The following is a 20,621-nucleotide window of genomic DNA, read 5'->3' as shown; positions in this document are numbered from 1 at the left end:
CACTAGACCTGGCTGAGCCCGTACTCGAGATCGCGGATCAGATCGTCCGCATCCTCGAGCCCCACCGACAGCCGCAGCAGCCCGGGGGTGATCCCCGATTCGAGCCGCACGTCCTCGGTGAACCGGGCATGCGTCGTGGTGCCCGGATGGGTGATCAGCGACTTGGCGTCGCCAAGATTGTTCGAGATCAGGATCACCGCCAGCGAGTCCGACAGCGTGAATGCCGCCTCGCGCCCGCCCTTCACCTCGAACGCCACCAGCGTCGAGCCGTTCGCCATCTGCCGCTTCGCCAGCTCGTATTGCGGGTGCGACGGGTGGAACGGATAGGAGATCCGGTCGATCTTGGGATGGTCGGCGAGGAACTCGGCCACCTTGGCAGCGCTCTCGGTCATCTGCCTGACGCGGATCGGCAGCGTCTCGAGCCCCTTCAGCAGCACCCAGGCATTGAACGGCGACAGCGACGGCCCGGTCTGGCGCAGCAGCGTGTGCACGTCGCCCTCGATCAGCGCTTTCGAGCCGAGCACGATGCCGCCCAGCGCCCGGCCCTGGCCGTCGATATGCTTGGTGGCCGAATAGGTGACGAGATCGGCGCCCAGTTGCAGCGGCTTCTGGAACAGGGCGGTGGCGAACACATTGTCGACGATCAGCTTGGCGCCATGCGCCTTGGCGATCTTGGCGACGGCAGCGATGTCGACCAGCTCGAGCGTCGGGTTGGTCGGCGTCTCGATGAAGATCACCTTGGTATTGGGCTGCATCGCCCGTTCAAAGTTCGCGGGGTCGCGCCCATCGACCAGCGTCGAGTTGACGCCGAACCGCGGCATCAGGTCTTCGACCACATAACGACAGCCGCCGAACAGCGCCCGCGCCGCAACGATATGGTCGCCGGCCCGCACCTGGCTCATCACCGCGTTGGTAACGGCGGACATGCCGGTGGCGAAGGCCCGCGCCGCTTCCGCCCCTTCGAGCAGCGCCATCCGGTCCTGGAACATGTCCATCGTCGGGTTGGCAAAGCGCGAGTAGTTATGCGCCGGCTTGTTGATCTTGTTGAGGAACAGGTCCTCGGCATATTGCGAGCTCGGGTAGGAATAGCCCGAGTTCATGAAGATGGCTTCCGAGGTCTCTTTGAACTGGCTGCGCTGTGTGCCGCCATGGACGAGCATCGTGGCTGGGGCGCGGTTCTTTTCGTCGCTCAGCGGGTTCTTCGACTTCGACATGTCCTTGCCTCGAAAACAAAAAAAGCCGGCACGCATGGGCGGCCGGCTCGAAGGTCCCTTTAGCGACTTGTTTTAGGTGGCTGCAATCAGACCGGCCAAATCACCACCATGCACTTCTGGCGTTACCGCAAAGGCGCATAGCGTGGATATACGACCCATGCGGTCTTGGCGTCAACGCCTCAGGTTGCTAGGGGATGTAGCCGGAGCGCTTTCAGGAAAAGTTGCAGACTTTTCCGGTTCGAAAGCGTGACAAAATCAAAACCCTGCAGCGTTTCGCCGTTTCACCGAAACGGTGAAACGCTTCAGGTTGCGGGGTAGACCATTGGATAGTGAACTTTGGGCCAAGGGCGTGTTTCCCGCTCGTTTCATCGAGCGTTTGGCAGCGCGCGGCAACATCGTCACCGATCGACCGTTCGATGCTGACCAGGTGCAGCCGGCGAGCCTTGACCTGCGGCTGGGCAAGGTCGCCTATCGCATTCGCTCGAGCTTCCTGCCCGGCCCCGAACACACCGTCGCCGAGCGCATCGAGACGCTGAAGCTGCATGAGCTCGATCTCACCAACAGCGCCGTGCTCGAGCGCGGCTGCGTCTACCTGGTGCCGCTGCAGGAGAGCCTGAACCTGCCGGACACCGTGTCGGCCGGGGCGAACCCTAAAAGCTCCACCGGCCGGCTCGATGTCTTCACCCGCGTTATCGGCGACCACGCCCGCGGCTTTGACACCCTGCCGCACGGCTACAAGGGGCCGCTCTATCTCGAGATCAGCCCGCGCACCTTTCCGGTCCGTGTGCGCACCGGCTCACGGCTCAGCCAGATGCGCTTCCGCGTCGGCGACAGCCGGCTGAGCCTCTACGAACACAAGTCGCTGCACAACGTCGAGACCCTGGTGTTCGACGCCAATGCCGAGGTCGGCGAGGGCGTGCTGTTGTCGATCGATCTGAAGGGCGCCGACCGCAACGGCCTGATCGGCTTCCGCTCGAAGCGCCACACCCCGGTGATCGACATGGACATCAAGGACAATCTCGATGTCCTCGATTACTGGGAGCCGCTGATCAAGCGCGGCGCCGACGAGTTCATCCTCGATCCCGACGAGTTCTACATCCTCGTGTCGCGCGAAAGTGTGCACGTCCCGCCGGCCTATGCCGCCGAGATGGTGCCGTTCGATCCGCTGGTCGGCGAGTTCCGCGTCCACTATGCCGGCTTTTTCGACCCCGGCTTCGGCCATTCCGCCGCCGGTGGCACCGGCAGCCGCGCCGTGCTCGAAGTGCGCAGCCGCGAGGTGCCGTTCCTGCTCGGCCACGGCCAGACCATTGGCCGCCTGATCTACGAGCGTCTCGCCGAGGCCCCCGATCGGCTCTACGGCACGGGCCTGGGCTCCAATTACCAGGCCCAGACGCTGAAGCTGAGCAAGCACTTCAAGCCGTTCGCGCTGTAGCGCCGACGCCGATCACCCCCGCTGCGCCGCGGCTGCGCTTGCTCGGTCGCAAACAGCGCCGGCGAGCAGGTCGGTCCCTCAGTACTGATCCGACGAATTTACTTGCACCAACTGTCGATCAGGCAGCGGGCAAGTCTGTCCGCCTTGCGTTGCCCTCTCGCACAGGCCGTCTAGAGCAGTCGTTACGCAGCGATTTCAGCCACTTGCTTGGTTGTCAAGTCGCCCGCGAGCGTGCCTGCGTAAATCTTCGTTAAGGTTAAGTAATTCTCAACAGGTTATCGACAAGGTGGCGTAAGCCGGGGGTTTTGCCGGCATTGATCATACTTGGCTCATTTGAAGGTGGGTGGGGGCATGCGCCTGAAGGTTGCGCTTTTGGCTGGTATCAACGCGGTTCTGCTGGGGACGACGGCCGCCAGCGCCGCCGACCTGGATCAACTGGTCATCGAGGAGCCCGGGAACCCCTGGGTCGTGACCATCGGCGCCGGCGTGGCGGGGTACGCTGTGCCCGGAGTCGTCGGATCCTACTTCGAGGTCGATGGCAGCCAGGTCGAGCTGGAGTCCGATGGACTGGCGCTGGGTGGCCTCGTTGGCATCAGCGCGTCCACGCAGCTGGGTGAGCAGAACGGTACCATCAGTTCGCTCGGCATCTCCGGCTTCATGTCGTTCGCGACCCGCAGCTCCAGCAGCACCATGACCCTGGGCAATGACAGCTCGCTGTTCATCCCCGGCATCACCACCCCAGCGGGCACGATCACCCTGACCACGGACCCTGCTGGCCCGACGGCCGGCGCCGTGGTCAGTGGCACCGCTGACATGAACCAGGTAGCAGCTGTTCTGTCCAACTCGGGAGGCGCCACCAACGGCTACGGCGTCAATCCCGACGCAGCGGGGGGCGGCTTCTCATACGTCGGCATCGCGACCCTGACTGGCGCTCCGAACCTCGCCTATGCCTTCGGCGCCATCGCCGATGAAACCGGCGGCGTTTTCCTCGCCGTCGGCGACCTCGAGGGCTGGACGGTCAACACCGACATCTCGCACGACATCGTCTACACCGGCGGCGACGTAACCTTCGCCCTCACCAAGGCCCCAGAAGCGGGCGAGCCCACCATTACCGGCTATGCCGGTCCGAGTTACCGCTTCCTGGGGCAGGGTATCACCACCGAGATCTCGGTCGACCCGGCTGAGCTCCAGCCCACCGCGCCCGCCAATTTCGCCTATCCGCTCTACACCCAGACCACCGACGAGACGCTCGACTCGCACTATGTCGGCGGCATCGTCGGCGGCAACATCACCATGCCGGTCGCCGAGACGGCGAGCCTCACGCTTGGCCTCGAAGGCGGCGCCTATTTCATGGGAACCAGCTACGACGTGCGCGAGACCTACGCCGTCTCCGGCGGCGTGCCGAGCGCTGTCGACCACTCGGTCGAGAATGTCATCGAGATGGGCGAAGACAGCGGCTTCGCCTACGCGGTGCGGACCCAGGCGAACTACACGACTGCCATAGGCGAGGCGATGCAGTTGAGCTTCGGCGTCGGTGGTGAGTATTTGTCGCGGGTCGCCTCCATCGGGCGCGATCCGGCAGCGATCGCCAGTGCATTCCCCGACCCGGTCGCTGGGGACGACGCCACATATGTGGGGCCCAACGACAACCGTGGCGGCAGCTTCCTGACTTTCGGCGATATGTGGTCGTTCACCTTGACCGCCGGAATTGCCGGGCAGTTCTGATCAGACGCCGGCATATGGGCAAAACGGGCGGCGCAGGGCGTCGCCCGTTTGTTTTTGGCTCGCTACAGCATGTCTCCCGAAAGTGGGTACCGGTTTCGGGACAAAGACATGCGTGGAAACAAATAGCTAAAGCGCATGGAGCGAATCTGAAAGATCGCGACGCGCTTTAGCCGCGAGCATCGCGCAGCTTATTCCTGCGTGATGATGGCGATCTGACCGACGCCGACCTGGCTGACGACGGCAGTGTTGCCGGTGCCCTTCTGATCGATGATCGAGAGCTGCAGGAGGCCATCCTGAATGGTCACGGCCTCGTTGAAATCGCCGCGCTGCGTGGTGCTCGACGCCTGCAGCGAGCCCCACTGCTCGGTGTGGGAGAAATTGCCAACGCCGCGCTGCTTGGTGTGCGCCGCCTGGAAGCCGGGGAAGCCGACCTGCAGGGTGTTCGAGTAGTTGGCCGCACCCTTCTGGGTGGTCACTGCGATCTGGGTGCCCACCACGGGCGAGGCTTGGGTGATATAGGCAGTGTTGATGCCCCAAGCGAAGGCGGAGTTCGTGGCGAGAAGCACGACGGCGGCGGAAAGAACAACGCGATACATCTTTATTCTCCTGAGGAATGAAAGTCGCTTTGAAATAAACAGCGACCGAAATCCCCGCCGCTGCCGCCGGTGAAAGAAACTCAGGAGGCTAAATTCTACAACAACGTTATCGTAATGCTGTGGTGAGGTGAGTAATGGGAAGTCCTGCATATTTACCAATTGAAACTGCAGGGCAGATCGAAGTGATGGGGTATTTGAGTATTTCGATCGTCATCTGAGACGCGGCGGGCCAGGGCATACCGTTCCGATGACGCTGGTGAACCAGCAACCTGGTATGAATGTCCTGTCTGGTGATGCGCTGTCGCCGCTGTCCGGATCGATCTGCCCCGGAGCGGCCGAGGTCGGCTGCGGCGCCCTGGACCTGGGGCGCGGATGCGCCATGGCCGGTCGGCCGGTAACCATCCTCATGGTATACATGTGGTAAACGCCGAAAACCGGCCTAGAACTGGCGGCGAGCTCGAGGATGGACTGCAGGCGACGGCGACGTGCCGGACCTCAGCAAAATCGGGACGACAACGTTGTTGCGGAAGAAGGGGCGAGTAACCTTCTCGGCGCTTGTGACAAGAGTACAAACGCATGGGTTTTGCGCAGAACAGTCTCACCAGCTGCATCTATGACATGGCGCTGGGCCGCTCGAACTGGGACACCATCCTCGATATCCTCGCGGCAACCTTTCCCGGCTGCATCATCACGGGGTCGGCAGACAACGTCGCAACCGGCACGAACCTCGCCTTCGCCTCGCGCGGCTTGGCGCCGTCGGCTGTCGCCAGCTATGTCTCCACCTATGCCTCGCTGAATCCGATCCTGCCGGCGACCGCCTTGCTCGCCGCCAACCAGGTGTTCCACGATAACCATCTGCTCGATCGCGCCGTGACCGCCGCAGCGCCCTTCCACCGCAAGTGGGTCGCGCAACTGGGGGATTTCGCCGCGTCGTCGGGGGTGGTCCTGCTCCGCCAGGGCACCCGCCAGCTTACGCTCGAGGTGCGTTACTCGGCACAGCGGCAGGCCGAGCTGCGGCCGCTTATCGCCGGCGTGCTCTCCGAGGCCGCTCAGCATTTCGAACGCGCCTTCGAGATCGCCAGCCGCACGCGTTTTTCCGGTGGCCGCGGCTATCTGGAGGGCGTGGTCGCCGACTTGCCGTTCAGCGTGTTCTTCGTCTCCGAGGACATGCGGATTCACTATTCCAACGTCCATGGCGAAGCCCTTCGTCGTCAGCACGGTGGCCCGTTCAGCAGCGCCGATGGCATCCTGCGCGCGGCGGACGAGCGGGCCGACCACCAGCTGCGCACGCTGGTGGAACGCGTGACCACCTCCAAGCGCACCCCAACCTCGGTGCAGCAGATTTCGCTGGGTGGAATGGACGAGCGCTACTTCGCCATCGCGCGGCTGGCCTTGCGCGGCAACCAGCACTACCAACTGCACGACGCGGTCCTCGACCCCGGGCCGCTGGTGATGCTCATCATCCACGGCAGCCTCGAAATGTCATCGTTGCCGACCGACCTGCTCTGGCGCGCCTTCTCGCTCACTGAATCCGAAGCCCGTCTGGCCGAAGCGCTGCTCAACGGCGCCACGTTGGCGGATTTCGCCAAGGAGCGTGAGGTATCCAAACAGACCCTGCGCAACCAGTTGGTGGGGGTCATGCGCAAAACCGGCACGCGACGGCAGTCGGAACTGGTGTCGCTGCTGACGCGCCTTGCACTCACCTGCCTCTAGGCAAACTCCTGCGCATCGGCTCGCCGGACGGCAGTTCGATGTCATCGATGAAGCAATAGCGCCAGTTCTCGCCGATCTCGTAGGACTGGATCACCGGATGGCCCGTGGCATGGAAATGCCGGCGGGCGTGGCGGTTGGGCGATTCATCGCAGCAGCCGACATGGCCGCAGACGAGGCACACCCTCAGGTGGACCCAGTCGTCGCCGCGCGCCACGCACTCGGGACAGCTGTCAGCCGAGCTCGGCTCGACATCGCGGATCAGTGCATCATGGGCGCAACGCCCGACCTCATCGAACGACATAGGTCTTCTCCGGTGTCGCCGGGTGGCCCAGCCGCAACGGCAAGACGATGCGGAACTCCGTCCGTCCGGGGCGAGAGGTGAAACTGATGCGTCCGCGGTGCCGGTTGACCACGATATTGTGCGCGATGTGGAGCCCGAGGCCGGTGCCGACGCCCTGCGCCTTGGTGGTGAAGAACGGCTCGAAAATGCGCCGCCCGACCTCCTCGGGGATGCCCGGTCCGCTGTCGGCGATCAGCACTTCGACTTCATCGCCCAGCCGCTTTGCCCCCACTTCGAGCCGGCCCTCGCCGCCCATCGCCTGCACGGCGTTGTCGATCAGGTTGGTCCACACCTGGTTGAGCTCGCCGGCATAGGCCTCGATCCGGGGGAGGGCCGGCTCGTACATTCTCGTGACCGCCACCCCATGCTTCAGCTTGTGATTGAGGATCATCAGCGTGTCGTCGAGGCTCATGGCGATATCGACATCCTGCACTGGCGCCTGGTCGAGATAAGCGTAGGCCTTCACCGACTTGACGATGCCCGAGATGGCCTTGGAGGCGACCTCGATTTCTTCCATCAGCTGCTGCGCCGCCAGCCCGCGCCCCAGCCACTGCAGCACCGGATCGACATGTGCCGTCGCAAAGGTGGCCAGCACCCGCTCCAGCCGTTCGACCGACCAGCCATAGGCCGCCATGGCCGGAGCGATTTCCCAGGGTTCGGCCACCCCGAGCGTTTCGAGCCGCTGGCTGAGGCGAGATTCGATCCGCCGTGCTTCGGCGTCCGAGCAGCGGGTCGCGCGGCAATCGGCGATGCTGCGCTCGAGTTCCGCCAGCCCCTGCCGCTCCTCTTGTGTCATCGCCAGCATGCTGAGTTCGACCGTCCGGCGGCGCCACCCCTCGAATGCTTCGCTGAGATAGCCGGTCGAGCGCTGGATCGCCGCGGCGGGGTTGTTGAGTTCATGCGCCAGCCCCGCCGCCAGGGTACCCAGCGCCGCCAGCTTGTCCGACTGCACCAGCGAGGCTTCGGTGCTCCTCAGCCGCGAGGTTACCGTGCGCAGCAGCGTTGCCGCCGCCTCCGGCCGGCGCGCCAGCAGCTGGCGGAACGCCTCCGAGCCGATGGCGAGCAACTCGCTCGGCTCGGTGGCCCGCACCGATGCGGTGCGCGGCGCCTGCTCGAGCAGCGACATCTCGCCGAGGAACTCGCCCGGCCCGCGCGTTGCCAGCGTCACCTCGTGCTCGCCATCCTGCTTGGTCACCTCCACGGCGCCTGCGAGGATGATGTAGAGCGAGCCGCCTTGCTCGCCCTCACGGATGAACACTTCGCCGGGGGTGACGTTGACCCGCTGGCCGGCATGCCAGAGCTCGCTGGCTTCGGCTTCGCTCAGTTCGGCAAAGATCGGCACCTGGCGGATCAGGTCGGTGCTGTGTCCCGCGTCGGTGGCGGCTGCGGACATGGCTCAGCCACCGGCCGCCGGCGGTGGCCGCTGCGCCGGGGCAGGGCCGCGCAGATGCTGGTGCACAAAGGTCACCGCCATCGCCCCTTCGCCGACCGCCGACGCGATCCGCTTGGTCGATTGCCGCCTTACGTCGCCGGCGACGAATACCCCTGGCACGCTGGTTTCCAGCCAGAACGGCTCGCGCTCCGCCATCCAGCCTTCGGGCTTGCGCCCGGGCTCGCGCACCAGGTCCGGACCCGAGAGGATGAAGCCCTGCGCATCGAGCTGCAGCTTGTCCTTCAGCCAGTCGGTGCGCGGCGAGGCGCCGATGAACACGAACACCGCCCGCGCCGGCACCTCGGTCACCGTGCCGCTGGCGCTGTCGAGCACCGCCACCTTTTCGAGACTTTCCTCGCCGATCAGCGCACTGATCGAGGCGCCGGTCTCGACCGTAACGTTCTCGGCCTCCTCGATCCGCTCGATCAGGTATTGCGACATGCTGTCGGCGAGCGATTTGCCGCGCACCAGCAGCGTCACCGAGCGGGCAAAATGCGCGAGGTGCAGCGCCGCCTGGCCGGCCGAGTTGCCGGCGCCGACGACGAACACGTCCTGGCCGGCGGTGCCCATCGCCTCGGTCATCGCCGCGCCGTAGTAGAGCCCGGCTCCGGACAGCCGCTCCGCCCCCGGCACGTCGAGCAGCCGATAGGAAACGCCGGTCGCGACGATCAGCGCCTGCGCCGCGACCTTGCTGCCATTGCTGAGCGTCAGGATGTGATAGCCGTCCTGCGTCTCGAGGTTCAGCGCTTCCACCGGCGTCAGGATCTCGGCGCCAAAGCGCCGCGCCTGCTGCACGCCCCGGCGCGCCAGGTCGGCGCCGCTGAGCCCGACCGGAAAGCCGAGATAATTCTCGATCCGCGAACTGGTGCCCGCCTGTCCGCCGGGCGCTTCACGCTCGATCAGCAACGTCCTGAGCCCTTCGGACGCCCCGTACACTGCCGCCGCCAACCCAGCCGGGCCGGTGCCGACCACCACGAGGTCATAGGTCTCGGCCACCGCATGGGTGTGCAGCCCGACTTTTTCGGCCAGCGCCGCGATGGTCGGACGCGACAGCGCCGTGCCGTCGGCGAGGATAACCAGCGGCAGCGGTTCGGCCGCGGCCCCCGCCAGCTCACGCAAGGTCGTCGCCTCGGCGTCGGTCTCGATGTCGAGCCAGCGATACGGCACGAGGTTGCGGGCGAGGAAGTCGCGCACCCGGTGTCCATCGGCCAGCCAGCGATGGCCGACCACCCGCACCCCCTCGAACACCGGCTGATAGTTGGCCCGCCAATCGTCCAGGAGGTCATCGAGCACCGGATAGAGTTGTTCCTCCGGCGGGTGCCACGGTTTCATCAGGTAGTGGTCGAGCTTCACCTCGTTGATCGCCCGGATCGCCGCATCGGTATCGGCATAGGCGGTGAGCAGCACGCGCCGCGCCTCAGGGTAGAGTTCCATTGCCCGCGCCAGAAACTCGACGCCGCTCATCTCAGGCATCCGCTGGTCGGCGATGAACAGGGCGATCACCCGGTTGGCGAGCTTGAGCTCGCCCAGCACCTCCAGCGCCTCCGCCCCGGAGGCCGCGCGTTCGATATCGTAATGCGCGGCGTAGTGCCGCCTGAGGTCGCGCGTCACCGCGGCGAGAACCGAAGGTTCGTCGTCTACGGCAAGGATCACCGGTTTTTCCATGGCTAGGCCTGGATGATGTGGGGCAAGGCCGCCGTCGGCGGAGGTAGCTTGATCTCGTCCCGAAGGCTCGCCGCCTCCTCGCGCGCCGCGGCCGCCGCCTCGCGGTCGTCCAAGGCATCAGCGACGTCGCCGAGCACGCTCAGGGAATTGGCGAGATAGGGCTTCAGGTCCATGCGGCGGAAATAGGCGATGGCCGCAACGATGGTGTCGCGCGCTTCGCTTGCCCGCTTGAGCCGGAGGAGCGCCCGCGAGAATGGCATGGCCAGTGCCGCGACGACGAAATCGTCGTCGGTCGACCGGGCGCTGTCGATGGCGCTGCGCAGCTTCTCGACCGAACCCGTCGAGCCCTGCTCGAACTCAGCCTCCGCCACCCCGGCGCGGATCAGGTTGATGTAGTAGTCCATGCCCACCGCATCGGCGAGCTTCAGCGAGCGCCGGAACTGCGCCAGCGCATCATCGATATTGCGTTTGTCGAGCTCGCCGCGACCCACTCCGAAATAACCGGCGCAGGCGCATTCGAGCCCGTTGGCCGACATAGCCAGATCCGCCCCGATATGCGCGTGCTCGAGCCCCGTCTCGATGTCACCCATATCGTAATACGCCATGCTGGCGCCGATATGCACGTCTGCCCGCTTCACCGGCGAGCCGATGCTGGGGATCAGCGCCAGGGCCTCCTCGACCAGTGCGCTGGCCTCGTCGAACTCCCCCAGTCGCGCCAGCGCAATCGCCCGATAGGTCAGCGCGTGGCCGAGGATATCGGGCGCGTCCTGCTTGCGCGCCATGTCGATCACCTCGGCCAGCTTTTCCTCCCCCGAGCGGGCATCGCGCTCTACCAGCGACCAGGTGGCGATGAACAGCGGCAGCAGCAGCACCTGGTCATCACCGGTCTCGGTTGCCAGCGCCTGCGCCTCTTCGAGGTAGGGGAAGCCGCGCGACGGAAAGCCTGTGACCATGTGGACGTTGCCCATCCACGACAGGGTAAGACCGAGCCTGCGCTTGTCGCCGAGCTCGCGGGCGATCTGCACCGCCCGCTCGATCTTTTCCAGCATGCCTTCGTACTGTCCGCGGCGGTTGCGCACCCACGCCCATTCGAGCACCGCATCGATCAGCTCGGCCGGCATGGCGCCCGGCATCTTCTCGAGCGTCGAGAGAATCCGGTCGCGATGTTCGAGCTCTTCGCGCACGGCATAGACCCGGCGCGCGTTGTCGGCGGCGACCCTCGCATATTGCAATGTCCGCTCGAGATCGCCGGCTTCCTCGAAATGGTGCGCCAGCATCGCCGCGAACTCGTCGCGCCGCTCGGCGAACAGCAGCTCCAGCGCCGAGCCGCAACGTGCGTGGAGGTCCTTGCGCCGCGACCGCAGCAGCAGGTCATAGGCCGCCTCGCAGGTCAGCGCGTGCTTGAAGATATATTCCCGCTCGGGGTCGCGGGCCTTCTCGCGCACCAGTTGCTCGTAGCTGAGCGTCGCCAGATGCGGCTCGATGTGCTCGATCCGCTCCAGCGCCGGCCCGCTATGCAGCACCGATTCCAGCACCCGGTGCTGGAACACCCGGCCGATCACCGCCGCCGTCTGCGCCACCCGCTTGGTGGCGTCGGGCAGCCGGTCGATGCGCGAGCTGAGGACGCCCGCCAGCGTGTCCGGGATGGTCGCCTCGAGGATGGCGCGGGTGGCGCGCCAGTGCTCGCCCTCGCGCACCACCTGGCCGCCGTCGATCAGCGAACGCAGCACTTCCTCGAGATAGAACGGGTTGCCCTCGGAGCGCTCGAGGATCTGCGCCCGGATGCTCTCCGGCAGCTCCTCGATGTGGAGGAGGTTGCCCAGCAATTCGCTCGATCCCGCCGCATCGAGCGGCTCGAGGTCGATGCGCGAAAAACTGCTGCCGAGGCTCCCCTGCAGCCGATCCAGCAACTGCCAGCTTTCCGCCTTGCGGTCGGGCCGCATGATGGTCACCAGCATGATCGGCTCGAACGCCGCCAGCGTCGCCACCTGGGCGATCAGTTCCAGCGTCGCCGAGTCCGACCAGTGCAGGTCATCCATCACCATCACGTAGGGTGTCATGCCGCTATCGGCGTGCATCACGGTCTTGATGGCGTTGACGATCCCCGCCGCAACGCCGTTGACCACCATCTCGCCGGACATGGCGCGCAACGCCATGCGGCTCGCATCGCCTTCGACCGCAATCATCGTTTCGTAGAACGGGATGTCGCTCGGCTTGAGCCCCAGCCTTTCGACCCACGCGGCGATCTTGTCGCGTACGGCGGGCGCCGCATCCATATCGTCGGCCCCGACAATCATCCGGCCCAGCTGTCGCCACGGATAGTAGGGCACCGACTGGCCGTAGGAAATTGCCCGCGATTCCCGCCAGATCGGCCGCGGTTCCGGCAGCGCATCGCGCAGGTGTTTCAGTTCGGCGATCAGCCGCGATTTGCCGAGGCCCGCTTCGCCGAGCACCGCCACCACCGAGCCGATGCCCATGGTGAGGTCGCTCAGCCGGTCGCGCAGCAGCCCGATCTCGCGCTCGCGTCCGACCAGCGGCGAGGACAGCCCCTCGAGGCCCCGCGTCGCCTCGGGCACCGCCTTGATGCCGGCAACCTCGTAGGACTCGACCGCCTCGGTCTTGCCTTTCATCTCGATCCGGCCGCGCGGCCGGAAATCGAACAGCGCATGCACCAGTTTGTGGGTATCGGCGCTGATCAGCACGGTGCCGGGTTCGGCCGCCGACTGCAGTCGCGCCGCGATATTGGCGGCGTCGCCGAGCGCCGTGTACTCGGTCCTGATCGCGTCGCCGACGAAAGCCAGCACCGCCATACCGGTATTGATCCCGACCCGCAGATCGAAATCGACGCCGTGCTGCTGCTTGATGCCACCGGCATAGCGCATCGCCGCGTCCTGCATTTCGAGCCCGGCGCGCACCGCGCGCTCGGCATCGTCCTCATGCGCGATGGGCGCCCCGAACAGCGCCAGCACCGCGTCGCCCATCAGTCGCGAGACCGTGCCGCCATAGTGCGAGACTGCCGCATTCATGAAGGCAAAGGCGCCGTTCATGATGCCGGCCCAATCCTCCGGATCCATCTGCTCGGCAATGGCGGTGGAGCGCGCCACATCGGCGAACAGCACCGTCGCAAAGCGGCGTTCGCCTTCGACGGATCGGGCGACCTCGAGCGCATTGCCGCAATTGGCGCAAAACTTAGCCGCGTCCGGGTTGTTGAAACCACACTTGAGACACGTCTGCATCGCCATCTCTCGAAGGACCTGCCGATCGGACATCAAGCCCATCGGCTACAAGTCCAAGCGCCACCTTAGCGTTCAGAACTGGCCCAAACAAGCCACGGCTTCGGGAGCGTGTCGCGGCTGTCATCGACCGGCTGCGGGAATTGGTCGCAATTGACAAGTCCGTGTGCCGATGTGATCATCAAGTCCTAAGTGCCGGTGCCTAAAGCAAATATGGCTCCGATTCTAGCTGGACTGCGACCATCCGGGCCGTATTTGCTCTGTAGCGACGCGCCACTCATGGCTGAAGACGAGCAGAACCTCTGCTGCGCCCGATGTCTGTTTTGTGCCCCGCATTAGGCGCCGACTGCCTCATCGTCTGCCCTCTGGAGGAGGAGTGGGATGGTCGTAGCAGTCGTTCTCGTCCTGATCGTCGTCGGCTCGGTGGTATTCCACTTCCTGAGCCCCTGGTGGTGGACGCCGATCGCCTCCAATTGGGGCTATATCGACAACACGATCATTATCACCTTCTGGATCACCGGGGCGGTTTTCGCGGCGGTGGTGCTGTTCGTCGCCTATTGCGTCTGGCGCTTCCGCCACAAGGATGGGCAGAAGGCCGACTACGAACCCGAGAACAAGCGGCTCGAGAACTGGCTGATGGGGCTGACTGCGGTCGGTGTCGCCGCCATGCTGATCCCCGGCCTGTTCGTCTGGGGCCAGTTCATCAGCGTGCCGGCCGAAGCCACCGAGGCCGAAGTGGTCGGCGCGCAGTGGCAATGGGCCTACCGGCTGCCCGGCGCCGACGGCAAGCTGGGGCTCTCCGACACGCGCCTCGTTGCCGCCGACAATCCCTATGGCATCAAGCCGGACGATCCGAACGGCCATGACGACGTGTTGATCGAGGCCGACTACCTGCACCTGCCGATCGACAAGCCGGTGAAGATGCTGCTGCGCTCGGTCGATACGCTGCACGATTTCTACGTCGCCGAGTTCCGATCCAAGATGGACATGATCCCGGGCGCCGTCACCTATTTCTGGTTCACCCCCACCCGCACCGGCCAGTTCGAAGTGCTTTGCGCCGAGCTCTGCGGCACCGGCCACCCCTATATGCGCGGCGGCGTCGTCGTCGACACCCAGGAAGATTACGACGCCTGGCTCGCCGGCCAGCAGACCTACGCTCAACTCTATGCGCCGGAGGTGCTCAAGACGGCCGATATCGACTAGTTTTTGTCGCGCTTCCGAACCTGAAAGCGCTTCAAGGCCGCCGGGACTTCCGGGCGCGATTTTGCATCAGATGACGTGCGAGGAGGCACTCTGATGGTCGACGCCACTCACGGGCCCGATGCCCATGCTGCCGAGTTTCCGGATGTCGAACTCTACCATCCGCGAAGCTGGTGGACGCGTTACGTCTTCTCGCAGGATGCCAAGGTCATCGCCATCCAGTACGCCAGTACCGCACTGGCCATCGGCATGCTGGCGCTGGTGCTCAGCTGGCTGATGCGCATGCAGCTGGCCTTCCCCGGCTTCCTCACTTTCATCGACGCTGCCGCCTACTACCAGTTCATCACCATGCACGGCATGATCATGGTGATCTACCTGATCACCGCGCTGTTTCTCGGCGGCTTCGGCAATTACCTGATCCCGCTGATGCTGGGCGCGCGGGACATGGTGTTCCCCTACGTCAACATGCTCAGCTACTGGACCTACCTGCTCGCCGTGCTGGTGCTGGTGGCGAGCTGGTTCACCCCGGGCGGCCCTACCGGCGCCGGCTGGACCCTCTATCCACCGCAGGCCATCCTCTCCAACACCCCCGGCCAGGAATCCGGCATCGTCCTGATGCTGGTGTCGCTGATCCTGTTCGTCATCGGCTTCACCATGGGTGGGCTCAATTACATCGTCACCGTGCTGCAGAGCCGCACCCGCGGCATGACGCTGATGCGCATGCCGCTGACCGTCTGGGGCATCTTCATCGCCACCGTCATGGCCATGCTGGCCTTCCCGGCGCTGTTCGTCGCCTGCGTGATGATGCTGTTCGACAAGCTGCTCGGCACCAGCTTCTTCATGCCGGCTTTGGTCGAGATGGGCGAACTCCTGCCGCATGACGGCGGCAGCCCGATCCTGTTCCAGCACCTGTTCTGGTTCTTCGGCCACCCCGAAGTCTACATCGTGGCGCTGCCGGCCTTCGGCATCGTCTCCGACCTGATCAGCACGCACGCCAGGAAGAACATCTTCGGCTACCGCATGATGGTCTGGGCCATCGTCATCATCGGCGCGCTGAGCTTCGTGGTCTGGGCCCACCACATGTATGTGAGCGGCATGAACCCCTATTTCGGGTTCTTCTTTGCCGTCACTACCTTGATCATCGCGGTGCCTACGGCGATCAAGGTCTACAACTGGGTGCTCACCCTGTGGCGCGGCGACATCCACCTCAATCCGCCCATGCTGTTCGCGCTGGCCTTCATCGTCACCTTCGTCAATGGCGGGCTCACCGGGCTGTTCCTCGGCAACGTGGTGGTCGACGTGCCGCTGTCCGACACCATGTTCGTCGTGGCGCATTTCCACATGGTGATGGGTGTCGCGCCGATCCTCGTGATCTTCGGCGCCATCTATCACTGGTACCCCAAGATCACCGGCCGCATGCTCGACAACACGCTGGCCCACCTGCACTTCTGGGTCACCTTCCTCGGCGCCTACCTGATCTTCTTCCCCATGCATTATCTCGGCATCATGGGGGTGCCACGGCGCTACTTCGAATCCGGTGACATCTCGTTCCAGCCACCCTCGGCGCACGATCTCAACATCTTCATCACCGTGATGGCGTTGATCGTCGGCGCAGCGCAGCTGGTGTTCGTCTTCAACCTGATCTGGTCGATCCGGCACGGCAAGCCGTCCGGCGGCAACCCATGGCGAGCCACCACGCTCGAGTGGCAGACCCCCGAAACGCCGCCCGTCCACGGCAATTTCGGCCGCGAGCTGCCGGTGGTCTATCGCTGGGCCTATGACTACAGTGTGCCTGGCGCCGCCGAGGACTTCATCCCGCAGAACCAGCCCGGCACCAACCCGCCGCATTCCGAAGCACCCAAGAAGCGCCGGGGCGCCAAGTCATGAGCGTCGTGGTGATGTTCTTTGCCATCATCGCCGGCCTCGCCGGCTGGTGGCTGGCGCGCCAGCGGCTGACCGTCAAGCCGTGGCTGGAGCAGGGGGTGATCGAGGGTGTCCCCGATTTTGAGGCCTCTCGCGATCCGGCCAAGCGGGTCGGCCTCGGCTTCCTGCTTGCGGTTGTCGGCTCGCTCTTCGCCTTGCTCACCGGCGCCTATTTCATGCGCCGCGAGCTCGGCGACTGGCAGCCGCTGCCGGTGCCGCCAATCCTCTGGTTCAACACCGCGATGCTGGTGCTGTCGAGCCTCGCGCTCGAATGGACCCAGCGGGCGGTGCGCCAGCGCAACCAGACGCAGCTCCGCCTCGGCCTCGCTGCGGCGGGCGTCTTCGCCATCACCTTCCTGGCCGGCCAGTTGATCGCCTGGGGCGAGCTCGCTGCGTCCGGCTATCTCGTCGACGGCAATCCGGCCAACAGCTTCTTCTATCTCGTCACGGGCCTGCATGGCCTCCACATCCTCGGCGGCCTCGTGGCGCTGGGCTGGGCGGGCATCAAGGCCTGGGGCAGGGGGGGCATCGAGAGCGTCCGGCTCAATGTCGAGCTCTGCGCCACCTACTGGCTGTTCATGCTGTTCGTCTGGATGGTGCTGTTCAGCCTGCTGGCCGGCTGGGCCAGCGATTTCATCGCATTCTGCCAGCAGTTGCTGAGCTGAGGGGAGCCTCACATGTCCGATCCGGCCGTGACCCACACCGACCCGCAACCAGGCCTCACCGGTTTCGTCTCCGACTGGTCGTCCGACAAGACCGCCTTCAAGACCGCCTCCTGGGGCAAGGCGATGATCTGGATCTTCCTGCTCTCGGACACCTTCATCTTCAGCTGCTTCCTCATCGCCTACATGACCGTGCGCATGTCGACCACCGAGGCCTGGCCGAACCCGTCCGAGGTGTTCGCGCTCGAGATTGGCGGCGTGCACATGCCGCTGATCCTCATCGCCATCATGACCTTCGTCTTGATCTCCTCGAGCGGCACCATGGCGATGGCGGTGAACTTCGGCTATCGCCGCGACCGGGTGAAGACCACGGTGCTGATGCTGCTGACCGCAGCGCTCGGCGCCACTTTCGTCGGCATGCAGGCGTTCGAGTGGACCAAGCTGATCTCCGAAGGCGTCCGCCCGTGGGAGAACCCCTGGGGCGCGCCGCAGTTCGGCTCGGTGTTCTTCATGATCACCGGCTTCCACGGCACCCACGTCACCATCGGGGTGATCTTCCTCCTGCTCATGGCCCGCAAGGTCTGGCGCGGCGATTTCGACACCGGCAAAAAGGGCTTCTTCACCTCACGCAAGGGCCGCTGGGAGATCGTCGAGATCACCGGCCTCTACTGGCACTTCGTTGACCTGGTGTGGGTCTTCATCTTCGCGCTGTTCTACCTGTGGTGAGAGGCAATCATGGCTGAAGCACACATGAGCTCACAAACCCTCGCGGCCCCGACCGACCATGCCGAGGGCCAGCAGCACCCCATCCGCCTCTACCTGATCGTCTGGTTCTGGCTGTTCGTGCTCAGCGCCTGCTCCTATGCGGTCGATCTGCTGCAGTTCCAAGGGTACCTGCGCTGGGGCCTGATCCTCATGCTGATGGTGGGCAAGGCCGGGCTGATCATCGCGGTGTTCATGCACATGGTGTGGGAGCGGCTGGCGCTGAGCTACGCCATCCTGGTGCCACCAGTGCTGGTGCTGGTCTTCGTGATCCTGATGGCGTTCGAGGCGGACTACACCTTCTTCACGCGCATGGAGTTCTTCGGCGCGAGCCCCGCAGTGCCCGCGCCGGTGGTGCATTGAAGCTGGTCTGGCGGCCTACTGGGCTGGCGGCGGCGACAGTGACGCGAGATAAGCGATGACGTTCATCGCGTCTTCGGGCTTCGCGAGCCCGGCGAAGCTCATCTTGGTGCCTTTGACGAAATCCTTGGGCTTGGCGAGGAACTGCGCCAGGTTCTCGGGTGTCCACACCAACCCGCCGGCGCCGGCATCCTTCATCGCCTGCGAGTAGTTGAAGCCCTCGTAGGTCCCGGCGGTCCGCCCGACCACCCCCGTCAGCACCGGGCCAACCTTGTTCGTCGCCCCTTCGCCCGCCGCGTGGCAGGACATGCACTTCTTGAACACTGTTTCGCCCAGCGTGGCATCGCCGCCCTGAGCCAAAGCTCCTCCGCCGCTCAGTATGAGAACGGCAATTGCAATCGCAGTCCGAACCATCTCACGACCTCCATGGCCACCCGCACCCGAAAATCAGCTCCCGGGACGTCGGGCCAATGGCGGGAGTATAGCGCTACCAGACCGAACCCCAAAGCGAGTCTACCGCCCCACCTTGACGCCCGCGCCGCACTCCGGCACATACGAACCCGTCGCGGGTGTAGCTCAATGGTAGAGCAGAAGCTTCCCAAGCTTACGACGAGGGTTCGATTCCCTTCACCCGCTCCAGCCCGCCAGTCGGGCCTTTGAGCCACTTTCAGGCCTTGCTGACACTTGGTGGTTTTACACCGGTCGCTTCCTGTTCTCGCCCCCATCTTCAGAATCGCTCCCTGAGCGGCGACCTTCCGCTCGACATGTCTGCCAGGTAGAAGCGCGTTGCAGCTGTGCCCTACATCGCGGCCAGATACCCGGTGCCAGTCGCGCTCCCCGCGTACTTCCTGGCGGGCAACGCTGCCGGTTCGCAGGTGACGGGCGGCCGGTATGCTTAGCGGCGGAGCTGATCGCCACGTGTCAACACGATGTCTCCCGCGAGGGTCGGGAGATCATCCGCCGAGACGGCCCGAAGGGGCTGTCCGAAAAGCGCGAGGTGAACATTGAACCGCTGCTCCCGGATGACCTGGAGCGTCATCTCGGTCGAGCTTGGTAGCACCGCTTCAGCGGTGAGGGGGTTCCACTCAAGGATGAGAGCAATATCAGGATTGTCGGTCAGCGTTCGTCGTGCACCCTTGAGCATCAGTGCCTCGAACCCCTCGATATCGGCCTTGATCAAGTCGACCCTCTTGCCGACTAGCTCATCGTCGATCGTGGTCGCGTCAACCTCGATATGATCCACTGCTTCTGGGTTCTCCTTGGCGAACATCTCGAGCCGCAAATCATGAACTGCGAAGCCTGACATGGCCGCGTGCGACTTGAAGTCGGCGAACTTCAACCTACCCCTGACGTCTGCCACAGCGAGGTTGTGCACGGTGACATTGTTCATGCCGTTGACCTCGGCGTTTAGCCGGATCAGTTCAGCCATGCGGGGGAGGGCCTCGAAACTATGCACTTGGCCAGTAGGGCCAACGATCGAGGCGCCAAACAGGGCGTGCAGTCCCACGTTACCGCCGACATCGACGAAGGTGTCGCCGGGCTTGAGCAGAAGCATCATCACCTCGCGCACCTGAGGTTCCCAGTTCCCGTGCTCGAGGACATGCAGAGTGATGTGCATGTCATTGGCATCGAGGAAGATGCGATGACCGTCGGATGTATGGGTATAGAACCGGTCGTTTCCAACGAAATATGCCGGTGGCGCTGCTGTCGGCACAATGACAGTTGTTGCGCCAGATGACGGGATCGACGAGGCAAGCCGAGCAGCAATACGCGGCGCGAGTCGGTCTGCAAGCGCATCCAGCGCGCGCCGTACCAATTGCTTCATCTACACTACCCCGATCCAGTCCAGCCTCAGCACCACGCCCGGTCCGCACCACCAGTACGAGCGGCAGTAGGGACAGCTCTCGCTCCTGCGGGTGACGCCAAAGTCACCCGAAGTCGCTCACTGCCCCACGCATAGCCGAGTTCCTCAACCGCCGCACCGTCGCGCGGTGGCGCAACCGCGTCAACTCGCCAACACAGGAATTGCCTGGAGTGTGCGGTTCATCATCGCCGCGGCATTGCTTCTCCGCCCTAGGGGGGCTGCCCTGTAGTTCCTGCGCCTGCCAATCCCGCCGACCTGTTCGCCTCGTGAAGTCTGGAAGCTTCCATGAACCAACGTCCCCTGGGGGCGGCGATGCTGCTCGACTTCATCGCCGGCCTCGAGACGCGCGCAAGATGCCTGCTTCAAACGTTGAACACACACACAACGTGTACCCGCAGGCGGTAGGGCTTCACGGACACTCCCGAATCCTTGACGGCACGCCATCGACGCTAATCCGGAGGAACGAATCTTGCTGGGTGTCCATCGTAGGATCTGCGCGC

Annotated in this window: 16 protein-coding genes, 1 tRNA gene and 1 riboswitch; of the genes, 9 read left to right on the top strand and 8 right to left on the bottom strand. The window is 64.6% G+C overall.

Features of this window, described 5'->3' with window-relative positions:
* Positions 1-2: 2 nt before the first annotated feature.
* A complete protein-coding gene (gene metZ, locus ASC68_RS27755; protein ID WP_055887745.1) occupies positions 3-1,214 on the bottom strand; it encodes an O-succinylhomoserine sulfhydrylase in 1,212 nt (403 codons plus the stop codon).
* 38 nt (positions 1,215-1,252) lie between these two features.
* Positions 1,253-1,331, bottom strand: a riboswitch (SAM riboswitch).
* 205 nt (positions 1,332-1,536) lie between these two features.
* Here metZ and ASC68_RS27750 point away from each other — a divergent pair.
* The gene (locus ASC68_RS27750) at positions 1,537-2,646 is read left to right on the top strand and encodes a 2'-deoxycytidine 5'-triphosphate deaminase (RefSeq protein WP_055887740.1); all 1,110 of its coding nucleotides are present in this window, start codon (positions 1,537-1,539) and stop codon (positions 2,644-2,646) included.
* A gap of 351 nt (positions 2,647-2,997) precedes the next feature.
* Positions 2,998-4,371: a hypothetical protein gene (locus ASC68_RS27745; protein ID WP_055887737.1), complete on the top strand. Its 1,374-nt coding sequence runs from the start codon at positions 2,998-3,000 to the stop codon at positions 4,369-4,371.
* A gap of 188 nt (positions 4,372-4,559) precedes the next feature.
* On the opposite strand, the gene ASC68_RS27740 is transcribed toward ASC68_RS27745, so the two are convergent.
* Positions 4,560-4,967: a hypothetical protein gene (locus ASC68_RS27740; protein WP_055887733.1), complete on the bottom strand. Its 408-nt coding sequence runs from the start codon at positions 4,965-4,967 to the stop codon at positions 4,560-4,562.
* Between the two features lie 618 nt (positions 4,968-5,585).
* Between ASC68_RS27740 and ASC68_RS27735 the strand changes: the two genes are divergently transcribed.
* Positions 5,586-6,680 (top strand): helix-turn-helix transcriptional regulator, encoded by a 1,095-nt coding sequence (locus ASC68_RS27735; RefSeq protein WP_156387478.1) that lies wholly within the window; start codon positions 5,586-5,588, stop codon positions 6,678-6,680.
* On the opposite strand, the gene ASC68_RS27730 is transcribed toward ASC68_RS27735, so the two are convergent.
* From ASC68_RS27730 to ASC68_RS27715, 4 genes are read right to left on the bottom strand one after another with little or no spacing between them, the layout of a single operon-like run.
* Entirely contained in the window at positions 6,667-6,981 is a 315-nt protein-coding gene (locus ASC68_RS27730; protein WP_055887727.1) for a UBP-type zinc finger domain-containing protein, read from the bottom strand. The genes ASC68_RS27735 and ASC68_RS27730 overlap by 14 nt on opposite strands.
* Positions 6,968-8,413: a cyclic nucleotide-binding domain-containing protein gene (locus ASC68_RS27725; RefSeq protein WP_055887724.1), complete on the bottom strand. Its 1,446-nt coding sequence runs from the start codon at positions 8,411-8,413 to the stop codon at positions 6,968-6,970. Before ASC68_RS27725 ends, ASC68_RS27730 begins: the two co-directional genes overlap by 14 nt.
* A 3-nt stretch (positions 8,414-8,416) precedes the next feature.
* Positions 8,417-10,105, bottom strand: a complete 1,689-nt coding sequence (locus ASC68_RS27720; protein ID WP_197421426.1) for an FAD-dependent oxidoreductase — start codon at positions 10,103-10,105, stop codon at positions 8,417-8,419.
* A 14-nt stretch (positions 10,106-10,119) separates the two neighbouring features.
* Positions 10,120-13,353, bottom strand: a complete 3,234-nt coding sequence (locus ASC68_RS27715; protein ID WP_055887717.1) for an adenylate/guanylate cyclase domain-containing protein — start codon at positions 13,351-13,353, stop codon at positions 10,120-10,122.
* Positions 13,354-13,731: 378 nt separating this feature from the next.
* Here ASC68_RS27715 and ASC68_RS27710 point away from each other — a divergent pair, with 378 nt between their 5' ends.
* From ASC68_RS27710 to ASC68_RS27690, 5 genes are all read left to right on the top strand, one after another.
* Positions 13,732-14,553 carry a cytochrome c oxidase subunit II gene (locus tag ASC68_RS27710; RefSeq protein WP_055887714.1) on the top strand — a complete coding sequence of 274 codons (822 nt, stop codon included), beginning with the start codon at positions 13,732-13,734 and terminating at the stop codon, positions 14,551-14,553.
* 93 nt (positions 14,554-14,646) lie between these two features.
* Positions 14,647-16,437 carry a cytochrome c oxidase subunit I gene (locus tag ASC68_RS27705; RefSeq protein WP_055887709.1) on the top strand — a complete coding sequence of 597 codons (1,791 nt, stop codon included), beginning with the start codon at positions 14,647-14,649 and terminating at the stop codon, positions 16,435-16,437.
* Positions 16,434-17,138 carry a cytochrome c oxidase subunit 3 gene (locus ASC68_RS27700; RefSeq protein WP_055887705.1) on the top strand — a complete coding sequence of 235 codons (705 nt, stop codon included), beginning with the start codon at positions 16,434-16,436 and terminating at the stop codon, positions 17,136-17,138. Before ASC68_RS27705 ends, ASC68_RS27700 begins: the two co-directional genes overlap by 4 nt.
* A gap of 12 nt (positions 17,139-17,150) precedes the next feature.
* Positions 17,151-17,861 (top strand): heme-copper oxidase subunit III family protein, encoded by a 711-nt coding sequence (locus ASC68_RS27695; protein ID WP_055887701.1) that lies wholly within the window; start codon positions 17,151-17,153, stop codon positions 17,859-17,861.
* A 9-nt stretch (positions 17,862-17,870) separates the two neighbouring features.
* On the top strand, positions 17,871-18,260 hold the full coding sequence (locus tag ASC68_RS27690) for a cytochrome C oxidase subunit IV family protein (protein WP_055887698.1): 390 nt from the start codon (positions 17,871-17,873) through the stop codon (positions 18,258-18,260).
* A gap of 15 nt (positions 18,261-18,275) precedes the next feature.
* On the opposite strand, the gene ASC68_RS27685 is transcribed toward ASC68_RS27690, so the two are convergent.
* Complete coding sequence (locus ASC68_RS27685) at positions 18,276-18,617, bottom strand: cytochrome c family protein (protein WP_248310614.1); 342 nt, start codon at positions 18,615-18,617, stop codon at positions 18,276-18,278.
* 205 nt (positions 18,618-18,822) lie between these two features.
* Between ASC68_RS27685 and ASC68_RS27680 the strand changes: the two genes are divergently transcribed.
* Positions 18,823-18,896, top strand: a tRNA-Gly gene (locus ASC68_RS27680).
* A gap of 256 nt (positions 18,897-19,152) precedes the next feature.
* On the opposite strand, the gene ASC68_RS27675 is transcribed toward ASC68_RS27680, so the two are convergent.
* Positions 19,153-20,082, bottom strand: coding sequence for an FkbM family methyltransferase (locus ASC68_RS27675; RefSeq protein ID WP_082528536.1), 930 nt, complete (start codon positions 20,080-20,082; stop codon positions 19,153-19,155).
* Positions 20,083-20,621: the final 539 nt, after the last annotated feature.

This window comes from Devosia sp. Root105 (assembly GCF_001424865.1).
Classification (GTDB): domain Bacteria; phylum Pseudomonadota; class Alphaproteobacteria; order Rhizobiales; family Devosiaceae; genus Devosia_A.
This window is presented reverse-complemented; position numbering and strand designations above follow the sequence as displayed.